The sequence below is a fragment of the Microcoleus sp. S13_C3 genome, from assembly GCF_036700905.1.
In the GTDB taxonomy this organism is placed as follows: domain Bacteria; phylum Cyanobacteriota; class Cyanobacteriia; order Cyanobacteriales; family Microcoleaceae; genus Microcoleus.
This window is the reverse complement of sequence record NZ_JAUBPT010000044.1, coordinates 1-13,985: the sequence shown is the minus strand read 5'-3', so window position 1 is coordinate 13,985 and position 13,985 is coordinate 1. Positions and strand designations below refer to the sequence as shown.

General features: G+C 44.3%; 10 protein-coding genes and 1 pseudogene. 4 read left to right on the top strand and 7 right to left on the bottom strand.

What is annotated here, in order from left to right:
- Window positions 1–72 precede the first annotated feature (72 nt).
- The 4 genes from QUA16_RS14335 to cobO all read left to right on the top strand — a co-directional run bounded on the left by QUA16_RS14335 (window position 73) and on the right by cobO (window position 2,806).
- Window positions 73–690, top strand: coding sequence for a hypothetical protein (locus tag QUA16_RS14335; RefSeq protein ID WP_333103557.1), 618 nt, complete (start codon window positions 73–75; stop codon window positions 688–690).
- 159 nt (window positions 691–849) lie between these two features.
- Window positions 850–1,428, top strand: a complete 579-nt coding sequence (locus QUA16_RS14330; protein ID WP_333103558.1) for a Uma2 family endonuclease — start codon at window positions 850–852, stop codon at window positions 1,426–1,428.
- A 105-nt stretch (window positions 1,429–1,533) separates the two neighbouring features.
- Window positions 1,534–2,112: a Uma2 family endonuclease gene (locus QUA16_RS14325; RefSeq protein WP_333103559.1), complete on the top strand. Its 579-nt coding sequence runs from the start codon at window positions 1,534–1,536 to the stop codon at window positions 2,110–2,112.
- 58 nt (window positions 2,113–2,170) lie between these two features.
- Window positions 2,171–2,806 (top strand): cob(I)yrinic acid a,c-diamide adenosyltransferase, encoded by a 636-nt coding sequence (gene cobO, locus QUA16_RS14320; protein ID WP_333103560.1) that lies wholly within the window; start codon window positions 2,171–2,173, stop codon window positions 2,804–2,806.
- A 271-nt stretch (window positions 2,807–3,077) separates the two neighbouring features.
- On the opposite strand, the gene QUA16_RS14315 is transcribed toward cobO, so the two are convergent.
- The 7 genes and pseudogenes from QUA16_RS14315 to QUA16_RS14285 form a co-directional block, all read right to left on the bottom strand.
- Complete coding sequence (locus QUA16_RS14315) at window positions 3,078–5,615, bottom strand: CHASE4 domain-containing protein (protein WP_333103561.1); 2,538 nt, start codon at window positions 5,613–5,615, stop codon at window positions 3,078–3,080.
- 189 nt (window positions 5,616–5,804) lie between these two features.
- The gene (locus QUA16_RS14310) at window positions 5,805–6,314 is read right to left on the bottom strand and encodes a hypothetical protein (protein ID WP_333181185.1); all 510 of its coding nucleotides are present in this window, start codon (window positions 6,312–6,314) and stop codon (window positions 5,805–5,807) included.
- Between the two features lie 378 nt (window positions 6,315–6,692).
- On the bottom strand, window positions 6,693–7,697 hold the full coding sequence (locus tag QUA16_RS14305; protein ID WP_333103563.1) for an RNA polymerase sigma factor, RpoD/SigA family: 1,005 nt from the start codon (window positions 7,695–7,697) through the stop codon (window positions 6,693–6,695).
- A gap of 890 nt (window positions 7,698–8,587) precedes the next feature.
- Complete coding sequence (locus tag QUA16_RS14300) at window positions 8,588–10,321, bottom strand: ATP-binding protein (RefSeq protein ID WP_333103564.1); 1,734 nt, start codon at window positions 10,319–10,321, stop codon at window positions 8,588–8,590.
- Between the two features lie 149 nt (window positions 10,322–10,470).
- The gene (locus QUA16_RS14295) at window positions 10,471–11,910 is read right to left on the bottom strand and encodes a pentapeptide repeat-containing protein (protein ID WP_333103571.1); all 1,440 of its coding nucleotides are present in this window, start codon (window positions 11,908–11,910) and stop codon (window positions 10,471–10,473) included.
- A 43-nt stretch (window positions 11,911–11,953) separates the two neighbouring features.
- Window positions 11,954–13,222 (bottom strand): transposase, encoded by a 1,269-nt coding sequence (locus QUA16_RS14290; RefSeq protein ID WP_333103565.1) that lies wholly within the window; start codon window positions 13,220–13,222, stop codon window positions 11,954–11,956.
- Between the two features lie 129 nt (window positions 13,223–13,351).
- Window positions 13,352–13,807 (bottom strand): annotated as a pseudogene (locus QUA16_RS14285) (HAD domain-containing protein).
- Window positions 13,808–13,985 lie beyond the last annotated feature (178 nt).

Below are 13,985 nucleotides of genomic sequence, written 5' to 3'. Positions count from 1 at the left end.
ATATCCAGAGATATTGGTGATATAATTTTTTTGGCTTTTGGCAGTAAACCTAATTTCTGGTGTTAATTGCTTATGACTATTTCTCGTTTGGTTGTTAGACTCAATTGTTTATCCTTATTTGTGGTGGCGATACTGATATTTTTCACTCAATTTTCCGGGTTAAAAGTCAGCGATTTATTCTTGCCGCCTTATTCTTATCCCCATCCCAATGTCGCTTTGTTAACTCGGAGTTTCCAAATTTTATGTTCTGTACCCGTAATTGTTTGTACTTTCACCTATAAATTAGCTCGAAGTATTCAACCGCGCAGTTCAGAAAATCGATTTATTCTGTTTTCGGCTTTGTTAACAGGTGGATTTTTACTAAATGAGATTTACAGAATTCATATATATATGGTAGCAGGGGGAATTCCTAAGCTAGGAGTAAGTCTTTTATACGCCGTTGTTTTGTCCTCCTACGGATGGTTTTTTCGGCGAGAACTACAGTTAACTCCCTACCAAATATTGTTAGCAGGGGTAGGCTTGTTGTTTTTTGCGATCGGCGTGGATTCCCTGCATATAAACAACAAAATTTTCTCCAGTTTACTAGAAGGAATACCTAAATTGCTTAGCGAAATCAACATTGCATTTTATTATTGGTATGTCTGTAAGGGTTTACTCCAAAAAGCATTTGATAAAACTATTAATAGCTAGTTATAAGGATGTGATATAATGAGCCAAGGTGCATAAAAAGATATCCATTAAATCCTCTTAACCCTTAATAATATTTACAGCATCTGCATCGCTCGGCATTGAGCCGCCTTCATATACATAATCTGGCTTAAAAGTCCCAACGCATCCTGATAAAATACCATGATAGCAGTTACCATCAACTTCAACTCGATCGCCAAAATAACCGACGACCAATTTTATCAACTGTGCCGCGAAAACCCCGATGTCAAATTTGAACGCAACGCCGAAGGAGAAATAATCGTTATGCCACCCACAGGAGGAGAAACCGGAAATTACAATTCAGAAATTAATGCGGATTTTGTGATTTGGAACCGACAAACTAAACTGGGAATTTGTTTCGATTCTTCAACTTGCTTCAAACTGCCAAGCGGTGCCAACCGTTCTCCCGATGTCTCTTGGATTGAAAAATCAAGATGGGATGCACTCACTCCCGAACAAAAACAAAAATTTCCTCCCATTGCCCCGGATTTTGTCTTAGAGTTAATGTCGCCGACAGACAGCATCAAAGATACTCAAGACAAAATGCAAGAATACATGAATAACCAAGTAAAATTAGGCTGGTTAATCAACCGCAAAACCCGGAGAGTCGAAATCTATCGCCAAGGACAAGAAATAGAAGTTTTGGAATGTCCAACAGAACTTTCAGGAGAAGATGTTTTGCCCGGTTTCGTGCTAAACTTGCAGCTAGTCTGGGCGTAAGGCAAAATCGGCTTTGACAACAATATTTTCGGGGCGAACAGACTACCTACATCGATCGGCATTCATGTGCAATTAAAATACTCTAAATGCAGCCTCTAAAATACCATGATAGCAGTTACCATCAACTTCAACTCGATCGCCAAAATAACCGACGACCAATTTTATCAACTGTGCCGCGAAAACCCCGATGTCAAATTTGAACGCAACGCCAAAGGAGAAATAATCGTCATGCCACCCACAGGAGGAGAAACCGGAAATTACAATTCAGAAATTAATGCGGATTTTGTGATTTGGAACCGACAAACTAAACTGGGAATTTGTTTCGATTCTTCAACTTGCTTCAAACTGCCAAGCGGTGCCAACCGTTCTCCCGATGTCTCTTGGATTGAAAAATCAAGATGGGATGCACTCACCCCCGAACAAAAACAAAAATTTCCTCCCATTGCCCCGGATTTCGTCTTAGAGTTAATGTCGCCGACAGACAGCCTCAAAGATACTCAAGACAAAATGCAAGAATACATGAATAACCAAGTAAAATTAGGCTGGTTAATCAACCGCAAAACCCGGAGAGTCGAAATCTATCGCCAAGGACAAGAAATAGAAGTTTTGGAATGTCCAACAGAACTTTCAGGAGAAGATGTTTTACCCGGTTTCGTGCTAAACTTGAAAACACTGTGGCAATAACTAGAGATCCTGCATCTATCAGCGTTTATTTGCGTTCATCTGCGGTTAAAAAAAATTAATGGAAACCAATACAGAAACTACTGCAACCACTGGCTTAACAGCCCAACAACACAAACAGAAAATGCAGCGCCGCCAAGAAGTGCAATCACAGCGAATCGCTAACTCCTCAAAAGAAAAAGGTTTAATTATAGTCAATACGGGTAACGGTAAAGGCAAAACCACGGCTGCCTTGGGAATGGTTGTGCGATCGCTCGGTCACGGATACCGCGTCGCCATAGTACAATTTATCAAAGGAGCTTGGGAACCCGCAGAAAAAGCCGTTTTTCAACTATGGGAAAAACAGCTAGAATTCCACGCAATGGGAGAAGGCTTTACTTGGGACACGCAAGACCGCGATCGAGATATCGAAACAGCTCAAAAAGCCTGGGAAAAATCCCTAACTTTTATCTGCAATCCCGAATTTAAATTAGTTCTTCTAGATGAAGTCAATATAGCATTAAAACTAGGTTATTTGCAAGTCGAGCAAGTGCTTTCCGGGTTAGACCAAAAACCCGAAGAAACCCACATTATTTTAACCGGCAGAGGCGCCCCGCCAGCACTAATCGAACGGGCAGACTTGGTTACAGAAATGACTTTAGTTAAGCATCCATTCCGAGAACAAGGGATTAAAGCTCAAGCAGGTATTGAGTATTAATGTTGTTGGTCTTCAAAAGTTTAGTCCTAATTAGCTAAAAGCTGATTGGGAGTGGACTGATATTATGTCCGGTCGATTACCCCTAATCAGGTAGGGGCTTCCCTCACGAAAAATATCTGCCAATAATTGACAATCTCAAAAACCCGCCCTTTTAATCGCGGTCACTCGATCGGACAGGATATGAAGCCCTGACTACAAACCGTATTTATGTTGTTTATAGTCAGGACTTTTTACCAAATCTAAAATCTAAAATCTAAAATCTAAAATCGAGCTATGCTGGCAACATCAGAGTAAAAGTTGACCCCTTGCCGAACTCGCTACTCACAGTAATTTGTCCCCCCAGCATCTGAGAGTATTTCTGCGCTATTGACAAACCCAAACCCGTACCTCCGTACTTGCGGGTAGTCGAAGCATCAGCTTGCGTAAAAGGTTGAAATAACTTTTGTAGCTGTTCAGGAGTAATCCCAATCCCCGTATCAGTACACTTAATAATTAACTGTCCCGAATTCCAACGATTCTCGTCATTTTTAATTCTTTCAACGCTGAGTGTAATTGTCCCTTTATGAGTAAACTTAGCTGCATTACTGAGCAAATTAAACAAAATTTGAGTAAACTTAATTTGATCGGAATACAATTCGCCAATATTATTAGGGCACTCCACATTCAGGCGATTAGTGTTCCGCAAAAATAGCGGCTCAACAGTTCTGGCTACATCTTGAACTGCCTCCGACACGTCAAAAGTTTCTAATTCAAGTTCCGCGTGACCGGCTTCAATCTTCGACAAGTCCAGAATATCATTAATTAAGGAAAGTAAAAGCTGGCCTGAATTGTGAATTCTCTCCAAATCCAACACAAAATTTTCCGCGCCCAAATCTAAAGCCTCTTCTTGCAGGATCTCGCTGTAACCGATAATCGCATTCAGAGGAGTTCGCAGTTCGTGGCTCATGTTAGCCAAAAACTGGCTTTTAGCCAAATTAGCTGCTTCTGCAGCTTCCTTTGCCTTGTAAAGTTCTGCCTCGGCTTGCAAGCGGTCGGTTACGTCGTGAGCCAGCACTAATTCAGCATTTCTGCTATCAAATACCAGAGCATAAGAAGTAATTTCTACATCAGTAATTGTTCCGTCTTTTTTCTGGTGCTGGCACACATCTGCCAACTCAATACCGACATCTACTGGGGAGATATTTTCTATCAATCTCGGCATCTCTTGGGGGGGACGAATGTCCGCAACGGTCATCTTGAGAAATTCTTCGCGAGTGTAGCCGTAATGTTTGACAGCAGCCTGATTGACGGCTATAAATTCCAGAGTTTCTAAATCGTAAACCCACATCGGATGGGGGTTATTTTTAAACAAAAGTCTGTAGCGTTCTTCCGAGGCTCGCAGTTCGGCTTCCGCTTGCTTGCGCTCGGTAATGTCGCGGACAACCGTGCAAATAATCTCGCGGCCGCCGTAGGAAATCACGCTCCCGCTCACTTCTACATCCACGCAGGAACCGTCTCGGCGGCGGTAGAGAACTTCGCCAATTCTGAATTGTTTGTCCGTCAGCAGCAAGTCGATATTGTTGTCAATTAGGTCTTTAGAGTAAGCGATGATATCGTAAATAGTCAGTTGGGAAATCACATCAAGACTGTAATCGAGCAAGTCTCTAAACGCTGTATTGGCTTCCAAAAGGCGTTTGGTTTGAGCGTCCCACAGGAAAATGCAATCTGTAGCTTGCTCCACGACGGCTCTGTAGCGGGCTTTTTCCTCAAGTTGTTCGCTGTCGGCTTGGGCGATCGCACTCAACATTCCGTTGATAGTATGGGCAAGGTCGGACAACTCGTCTTCGCCCGTCACCGGTAGTCGCACCGAGAGGTCTTGGCTGCTACTGACGCGCTTCACTGCTTTCGCCAAACTGCTCAACCGAGACAGTACAAGACGCTCTAGCAGTAGTAGAGTGCAGCCGACTAACCCAACTCCTACTAACGCTACACACCCCAGCAGGTACAGCAAACTAATCTGACCTTGCCGGTATATTTCTCTGGGGATATCCACCCGCAATAGCAGCGCAGGTTGGTTGTAAATATCCCTGATCAAAGCGTAACCCGCGATCGACTCTTCGCTTAAAGGACGCACCAAAATCGGTTTTTTTTCCGACAGTTTCTCCCGCGCTTTCTGGAAGTCTGCAGGCAACCTAGCCTCATTCACGCTGTGTACGATTAGCGGCAAGCGAGTAATTTTAGAGACCTTTGCAATGCCCGTAGCATCCAAATTGCGCCCGAATATCAGCGTACCTCGGATTGGGCCAGTGCTTTTAGTGGTGAGAATAGGCCGGGAAGTAATCAGTATTGGCCCTGACGGTAGCAGCATGATACCAGCGAGGCTGCTTTTGGCGTTGGGGTGGTGCAACAGCGGGTCGCTGAGAGAAATGCGCCGTTTTAATGCTTCTGGAACAGGCGTTAGTTTCAGCTTTTGGCTGTCTAAACCCGTACTGTAAACTATTTTGCCAGAAGTATTGACAAAAATGGCTATATTAACTCTTATATTAGCCAGCCCTTCTGGAATTAAATTGGAGGCAATGAATTTTGAGTTGCGGTTTTGGATAAAAGTGTAGGTGTCGTCCCAGGACGACCAGTCGGCAAAGCGCGAGTTAAAGTCATCTGCGGTTTGCCCGAACACATTGAGCACTCCCTTGACAACCTGTGTGGCTTCTTGTTCCTCTGCTTTGATCAGGCTGCCCAAGAGGATGCTTGAGGAGGCGACATACAGAATGCCAGTCAATCCAGCGATGGTAATGCCAATGATCGATAGTGTTTTTCGACGCAGTTTCATTGTGCCATGTGTGTGGTGTCCGTCCGAAATTCTCAAACTCAGGAGCAATTTTACTACTGTTTCCTGAACCCTGACCGAAAGCAATTTGGCCCGGGGGCGTCCGATGTATCAGTGGGGTTGCTTTCTTCAATTCTAAAATCTAAAATCTAAAATCTAAAATCGATTGACTGGTGGCGCAGCGCGTGTTTCCTACTTTTCCCACACTTGCTCTTTGTGAGATTCTTTGCAAATACCCAAGATGCGCCGATCGTTCTCGCTGATGGTAGAAATGGGGTAATACTGTTGCAGGTTTACCGAGTAGGGAGAGCGACTGCCGTCGTAAGTGTCCACTACTGTTAAATTTAACTGATTTAGCTCGCCCGTGCCGTAAAAACAGTAAAAAGCAGACCGAGGCAGGTAAAAAGCGCCGACTACTTTACTCTGCCGCATTTCAAATACAAAATATTCTTGTTTAATTTCCTCTGGCTGGCTCGACTGGCCGTAGAGGTAAATGCCATCTGCTAAACCTGTGCTAGCTGTATCTGGCCCAGGATTTGGCGGGGATTGCGAGCTAAAAACGTCGGATTTGATGTCCGAGTCCTGTGCCCGGCGTGCGGGGAATGCGATGCTGAAGTTACCGGGCGAGAGAGCAAGCACGATCGCGATCGCTTCTAAACTTCCTGTCAATATCAAATAAGTCAAAACCACTCCAGACCCCAAAATTTAAAATAGCTGGTTCCAAGCGCCTCTTGTACCATTTTCACAAAGATCGTAGAGAAACCGGGTATTTGGCTTAATTTTGGCTATTAACTTGAAGGAACGATCGCCCGCCCCATGCCTGAACATAAATCTAAGATTAGTTTTGACCAATTTTGCGTCCGCCCCGATCTGGCGATCGACCCCTCAAATAATACCATTTTAGATTTGAGATTTTAGATTAAAGAATTGAATAATTTGGCGTGACCTATTCCATAAGGGTTTGGAGCACGGGCCTACAGTTGCATTCTTTTTTTGAACTGGTATAAAAGTATCCTTCCCAGCAGCGCCAACACGAAAAAAAAGTTGAGATTTTGGGAAAAATCTCAACTTTTTTAGTGACTAACTAGCCAAGTATTCTCGGACTTGAGATTGGCGGCGGCGCAGGTGGGCGAGGGCTTGATGTTCTAGCTGCCGCACCCGTTCCCGGCTGAGATTTAACCGTTCTCCGACTTTCGCCAGAGACATTTCGGTGCCGTCTTCCAAACCGAAGCGCAGAATTATTACATCTCGCTGCTGGGGGGTAAGTTCTGATATCAAAGTATCGAGGTCTTGCCGCAGCAATTCCGAGGTAATGTAGTTGTCTGGAGATGCCGTTTCGTCTTCTAAGAGTTCTTGCAGTTCGGTATCTTGGTTGTCTCCTACCCGCAAGTCCAAAGAAACTGGATGTCTTGCCATCAGCAGGTATTCCCGAATTTGGGAAGGGTGCAGTTCGAGGGCGGTGGCAATTTCCCCTGGGGATGGAGACCGGCCCAACTGCTGCGTGAGTTCCCGCTGCACTTTTTTGATTTTGTTGAGTTTTTCGGTGATGTGAATTGGCAATCGAATGGTGCGGGCGTGTTGGGCGATCGCGCGGGTAATTGCTTGCCGAATCCACCAGTAGGCATAGGTAGAAAATTTGTATCCCCGCATCGGGTCAAATTTTTCGACTCCTCGTTCTAAACCAAGAGTACCTTCTTGAATTAAATCCAAGAATTCCATATTGCGTTTCTGGTATTTTTTGGCGATCGCCACTACTAGCCGCAAATTCGCTTCAATCATCTTTTGCTTAGCCCGCCGCCCTATGTGTAAGATGCGGCTAAGTTCAGGTTCGGTCAACTCCATTTCGGCAGCCCACTCTTGATCCGTCAGATCCCGCTGCCATTCTTTAGCAAGTGCTTGTTTTGCTTCGATTAATTTCATCATTTGCTGCACTTGCTTCCCGAAAACAATTTCTTCTTCTCGGGTTAGCAGGGGTACGCGACCGATCTCGTGCAGATAGGCACGAACCGTATCCGTTGAGGAGTATGGCCGGCTGCCCATGCGATCGGCTTTCACTGTTTTGTTTTTGGGGGTTGTGGTGGACATGGGTGAGTATTGCACTCCTTGTAACAACAGATAAAAAGTTGGTGATACCCTGTCCCACTTTTGCAAGTGGGATAAAGACTGCGACAAAGGGGATGTTTCCCCTCTTGTTTATCGGTGACGATCGGTAGAAGCTTTTTGTTTGGGATTACTTTTGTGCTGGATTTTCCAGTAATCGCCGTCTATTTTCGGTAGCTAGCTAGCTTTAACGGCTAGTTCCAGGCGAAGTGGAGCAAGAGTTTAGTTTTCTCAATATTATTCCCAATTTTGAGGATCGTAAAGAGTAAAAACCTCTGTCTTAAGGTCAAGATTCTACATTTTTCCTTAAGGTTTTGAATTCCCTGTTAGTTTTAACTGCAACTCAACTTCACAATACTCATGCAAACAGACTCATGCAATTCGAGGGCTTTGTTTTGCTCTCTCTTCCATCATCGCTTGAAATTTTCTCGCTGCCTAGATGGTGGGATGCGAGATAACCGAACTCGATCGCCGTATTAGATGCGAGTAACTGTTTAAAATATTTATTGACATTTTTATTTAAATATGCTAATCAAATTCGGCTACGAGTAACCACAAGGTGTATAAAGGCTGGCTGTTGCCCTGTTTGACTTTCATTGTGCCCCTAGGCTCCATCATCTCCATCATCTTTAAGCTTAAGCAAATTTTGGGCACTTAGGGATGAGGGGTGACGGGGTGAAAGGGGAAAAGCTTCTGACTCAAAGCTGGGGCCGAATTTTTTGGACGTTCGATCGCACTTTTTCGTTTATATTTTCGTTTGTAACTGAGGCAAAAATCAGATATTTCTGTCATTGCCAGCGATCGCCAATTGTTCGCAAAGACTAATTTACAGTAACATTTGCCTAAGTTCTGTAATGAATCTAGCAGTTGTCCATCTAAAATCCTAAATCCATTTTAGCAGATTCTGCCTCGGCAAATACTTGTTCATCCGGCATTTCTTGCCAGTCAATATCCCCAATTTCTCTGTAGAATTGCTCGTCATAGGCGCGAGTTTGCACGACGACGGGCATCGGTACGGCGTGCCCCAAAACTAATGCTTGCTGTTTGGAGTCGAGTTTTGCCAAAACTGAACGCAAACTCTGCCCTCCAGAAACGCCGGTAAAAATAGCATCGATGTCTTTATCGTCGTTTAGCAAAGCTGTGATCCGCGTTCCGACTTGCGACATGACTTCGCCGTCGATGCCGGAGGGACGCTGGTCTACAATCAGCAGGGTGACGAAGTATTTTCGCATTTCTCTGGCGATCGTACCGAAAATAGTCGATCGCACGATCGCCGGATCGAGAAAGCGGTGAGCTTCCTCTATGGTAATCACCAAGGGCTGCGGGCGATCGCACGGATTTTTGCTCTGCAAAAACTTCTCAGCTTTCCGCACGTAAGAGCCGTGAATGCGGCGAGTAATTACGTTTGCTGCTAACATATAGGACAGCAAATCCGAGTGCGAACCGAACTCAATTACTACATTCTTCCCCCCATCCAAACACTGCAAAACTTCACTCACATAATTTTTCGGACAGCGTTTACGAATATATTTCAAATCGTTTAAGCGCTCTAATTTTCGCTGCAAAGCCATAATCGAAGATTTATTTCCCCGCTTCTCTTCGCAAAACATTGAAATATCTTCATTGCTCATTTCCAGCAACTTATTGATCCAACTGCTGCCCAATTCGTTTCGCAAAATTATTGCATTTTCGATACTAGCTTCCGACAAATTTAACTCGCGTTGTACCAGCGCGATGTCTTCCACTTCTATTTCATCGAAACTCAAAAATAATTCTTGAGCGTCGCGGACTCCCCGGCGTTTTGTCGATTCTGGATCGAGGGTATAAATCTGAATTTTATCGGGAAACAACTGTCGCAAACCTTTAACAGTGCTGAACTGTTTCCCTTCCGAAACAGCTTCCCACCCGTACTCCGAGTGCATATCAAAAATTAAATTAACAGCAGCTTGCTTGCGAATAATTCCCGACAATAGCAAGCGCGTCAGAAAAGATTTTCCCGTTCCCGACTTGCCAAAAACTCCGTTGCTGCGTTCCACAAAGCGGTCTAAATCCAAGCACACAGCAACGTCCATGTCAATCGGTTTGCCGATCGCAAAATTGCGGCGATACGGGTCATCTTCCCAGCCAAAAACTGCCCGAAAATCAGTTTCTTTGGCATCAAACACCTGCGAAAAGTGGCTGGGAATAGTTTTAACGGGCAGCAACTCAATATCCGCACCGCTTTGTGACTCAAAAGAAGCCAAATTTCCTAACGCCAACTTATTCTCGCGAACTCCGCCGTTTTTCCTCGGGTCGAAAATTGCCTGCTGTTTTTCTCGTTCAGCAGTCAACATCAACATCGGCGACAGTTCGATCGTACCGTAGGTGCTGCTACCGGCTAGCACTGCGAGCAGAAAATCGTCGTCGGGATTGGGAGGATTCGATAAAATGCGGGCGCTAGAAGTTCCGAGAGACACGTCGGTGAGCATACAGAAAAAGTGCGATCGCACCCCCCGCACTACTAGAAATTTCCCCACCCTCATATCTTCCACCGAAACATCGGCGTGCAGTCGCACTTCTAATCCCTTGCTGAGGGAACCTTGAATAACAGAGCCTAACGGTCGATCCATTTTAGATTTTAGATTTTAGATTTTAGATTGTTCAGATAGATTTTAGATTTTAGATTGTTCAGATAAATGACTGCTTTCCTGTCAAATGTCAACTGGCCGCTGTCAACTGTCAACTGCCAACTGCCAACTGCCAACTGCCAAATGACTAATTACCATTCCGATTCTAGCGGCAATTCAAAAAAACTCGGACTCAGCTCTAGATCGGTCAAATCCGTTTCGCTCAAATAAGCGTCGGTTAAAAATACCCCTTTTAAACTTGCGCCTTTGAGGTTAGTACCTTTCAGGTTAGCACCTCTGAGATTAACTCGGAATAAATGAGCATCGCTCAAATCGGCCTCAGTTAAATCTGCTCCCTCCAAATTTACTCTCATCAAATCTGCTTTTCGGAGATCGGCTTCGTTTAACTTAGCGCCACTGAGGTCAGCTTTTGTCAAGTCTACACCTCTCAAGTCGGCCCCGCTCAAGTTAGCGAACAGCAAAGTAGCTCCGGTGAAATCTGTCTCCCTCAAATCGGCATCCCTTAAATTAGCGCCGCTGAGGTCAGCCCTTGTTAAGTCTACACCCCGGAGGTCAGCAGAACTCAAGTTTACTTGGTGTAAAATTGCGCCGCTTAAATCGGCTCCTCTTAAATCAGTTCCCTCCAAGTTTGCACCTTTGAGGTAAGCTTTTTTTAAGCTAGCTCTGCTGAGGTCTACATTTTTGAGATTGACCGAAGTTAAGTTAGAACCGCTCAAATTAGCTCCGCTTAAATCTGACCCGTTTAAGTCGGCTCCGGTTAAATTTACCCCTTGCAGCGATACATTGGGAGCAATTAAATAAGCTCCGCCCAGACTGGGGTCAATGCCTTCTGAAAACAAAGTCTTGTTGCTGTAAACAGCTTTCTCCAAAATCGTGCCGCTCAAACTGGCTTCCCTCAAGTCCGCTGCGCTGAGGTTGGCTCCTGCTAAGTTTGCCCGATCGAGTTTGGCGCCAAATAAAATAGCTTTGTATAAGTTTGTCCGCCGCAAATCGGCTCCTTTTAAATCCGCTTCGGTCAAATCTACCATAGCCAGATTTAAGCCAGGGAGCGAAGCATTGGGAGCTAGCAAAAATGCTCCCATTGCACCCGGATCAATATCTTCGGGAAAGATAGTCCGGTTGTTGTATACAGCCTTGTCTAAAATGGCGCCGCTCAACTGAGAACCGCGCAAATCGGCCCCGCTAAGGTTGGCTCTGGTTAAGTTGGCTTCGTGGAGATTTGCTCCTACTAAATTAGCCTTGATCAAACTTGCTTGTTTGAGGTTGGCGCCGGTTAATTCGGCTCCGACCAGATTAGCTTCTCGGAGGACAGCACCAGTCAAATCAGCTCTAGTGAGGTTAGCTAAATTAAGAAATGATTCAGCTAAATCCGCCCCGCTGAGATTAGCGCCGCTGAGGTCGGCTTCCATCAGGTCTGCATACCTGAGCATAGCGCCGCTGAGGTTGGTTTCTCGGAGATCCGTGCCTCGGAGGTTGGCTCCCCGGAGTTCCGCACCGCCGAGGTTGGTGCCTTTAAGTGCTTGTCCCCTGAGATCGAGTCGGTGCAGAAAGTCACCAACGTTCATTTCCATGTCAAATTTACCCTCTCTATTCCGATAGCTGGCAAAAGTATAGTCATTTATAGACATGGGAGGCTTTAAGCCCCTCCCCCTTCACTTTTGCTTTAAGCGGATTAACCCGCCTTGGCTGAACTACGCAGCTCTCTATCCCATTGCTGAACGCATTTGGGATTGCTTTTCTGAGGATGTTGTACGAAGCGTTGATATCAGAATTAATTAACTGACCAGTCGATGTTTTGTACAAACCTCGCTTAATACGCTTACCAGTAAACATCGGCTCTTTTTCTGTTTTCCCGTAGACAGGTATTGGGTCTAAACCCACGAAGTTGGCCCGCGATGTGTAGGATTCTTCCTGCACAATTACATTGATTCCCGCCAACCGAGCTTTGTACTCCAACATTCCAATTAATCGAGAGTGAGGAATACTAACAAAGTTTTGGTTTGTTTGCTTCCCTAGATTAATTTCAGTTTTCCACTGTGCATTCTTGCCAATTACTAGCGTCCCCATTTGTTTGGTATTTAAAATGGCAACAATCAGGCGACTAGCCTGATGCAAGTAATTATCAACTTTTTGATTGCGACAACGAGTTAAGCGCTGAATCCGGGGTGAAGTTTTGCGGTTCCCTTTTAACTGGGATTGTAATCGTGAAGAGCGTTTGTTGTAGAACTGGTTAATCGATTTCAATGGTCGCCCGTTGATCAACAAAGGGATAAATCCCGGTTGATTTGAAGTTAACGCCACTAAATTATCTAGTCCTAAATCAATACTAGCTACAGAATTTGCGTTACCAAGGGTGGACTCCGGTTCATCATAAATTACCTCAATTACATAGGAATCACATTTCGGAACCAGCCTAACTTGGCAAATCTTATCGGGAGCGACTTTGGTTTTGATTAAAAGTTCAGTACCCGAAAGTTTAATGATTCCTTTCTTCAACTGTTTACTACTAATCGCTTGAATCGTGTAGACGAGAAGGTTTCGCCCTTTGGTTTTGTCTTTGTACTTTGGCAATTTCGGGCGACCCGTGAATTTTGACGAATCAGCCTTGTAAGCTTTAACTGCTTTAAAAAACGATTTCCAACTCTTGTCTAACACCATTAAGATTTGCTGGCTTACTTTGGCAGGCAAAGCCTTGTAGGCTTCCTGAGACTTCATCAATCGGTTCATTTCGTTATAACTGACATAACCCCATCCATAAATAAAGCTCTGACGAATGACGTAATTGGCGGCATTGTAGAGGTTTTTGGACTTGAAAGCTAGTTCGTCTATTTGGGCGAAACGGTGTGACGTTGATTTAATGATGTGCCTCTCTGTTAGTTGCATTTGAGACTTCCGTTCTTTGGGCTATGCGTATTCCTTGTTCAACACTCACAACCATATAATACCATTATTGTTTATAATTGCTTATAAAGTCCATGAAGTTTTACAATACTTCTTTTCTAACCTTTGAAATCAAGTTAGATATTCTGAAAGTATCTTTGCTGAGTTCTGGTCAAAACCATTGTAATCATCAATAGCCACAACTGGCGCATCTGGCTGGTAGTGTTCTGGAATATCGTCAATGGCTACCCAAGGTGAGTTTTCTGCTTGATTTTGTCGAAGATACTCAAGAACTTCCTGGTGTCGTAAATATTTGTTTTGATGAATATTTTTGGGGTTGAGAAAAGGGGTGAATCCGATAATACGGATAGCGATATCTGGTGAAAACAATGGCGGGATTACCTCGAAGGGGAATATTTACCGCCAGGAAAATGAAATTACTACTCGCGCATTAGGATAGGAACGAAGGACATTCTCAAAGTGATTAAGGCAAGCTGAATTGAATTTCATTATATCTGTTGGCAAGCTCGATGTTTCATGTCTTCTGTCAGGAATAAGTACACCATCAATGTCTAAAAAAATTAACATTAATTAAAAAGCCTCTTGAATGATTTAAGGACTATTAATACTGCTTAAGAATATAAATGTGCATCGACGATGCTCTCTCAAGTGTTCGCTACATCGACTTGTTATATCATGTCCGATCGATTGACCATAATATCCCGGCCGGGCGGGTTTTTGAGATTGTCAATTATTGGCAGATATT

Coding starts and splice junctions, on each gene's coding strand:
- QUA16_RS14335 (WP_333103557.1), top strand. CDS start 73: ATGACTATTTCTCGTTTGGTTGTTAGACTCAATTGTTTATCCTTATTT.
- cobO (WP_333103560.1), top strand. CDS start 2,171: ATGGAAACCAATACAGAAACTACTGCAACCACTGGCTTAACAGCCCAA.
- QUA16_RS14330 (WP_333103558.1), top strand. CDS start 850: ATGATAGCAGTTACCATCAACTTCAACTCGATCGCCAAAATAACCGAC.
- QUA16_RS14315 (WP_333103561.1), bottom strand. CDS start 5,615: ATGAAACTGCGTCGAAAAACACTATCGATCATTGGCATTACCATCGCT.
- QUA16_RS14325 (WP_333103559.1), top strand. CDS start 1,534: ATGATAGCAGTTACCATCAACTTCAACTCGATCGCCAAAATAACCGAC.
- QUA16_RS14295 (WP_333103571.1), bottom strand. CDS start 11,910: ATGGAAATGAACGTTGGTGACTTTCTGCACCGACTCGATCTCAGGGGA.
- QUA16_RS14305 (WP_333103563.1), bottom strand. CDS start 7,697: ATGTCCACCACAACCCCCAAAAACAAAACAGTGAAAGCCGATCGCATG.
- QUA16_RS14300 (WP_333103564.1), bottom strand. CDS start 10,321: ATGGATCGACCGTTAGGCTCTGTTATTCAAGGTTCCCTCAGCAAGGGA.
- QUA16_RS14290 (WP_333103565.1), bottom strand. CDS start 13,222: ATGCAACTAACAGAGAGGCACATCATTAAATCAACGTCACACCGTTTC.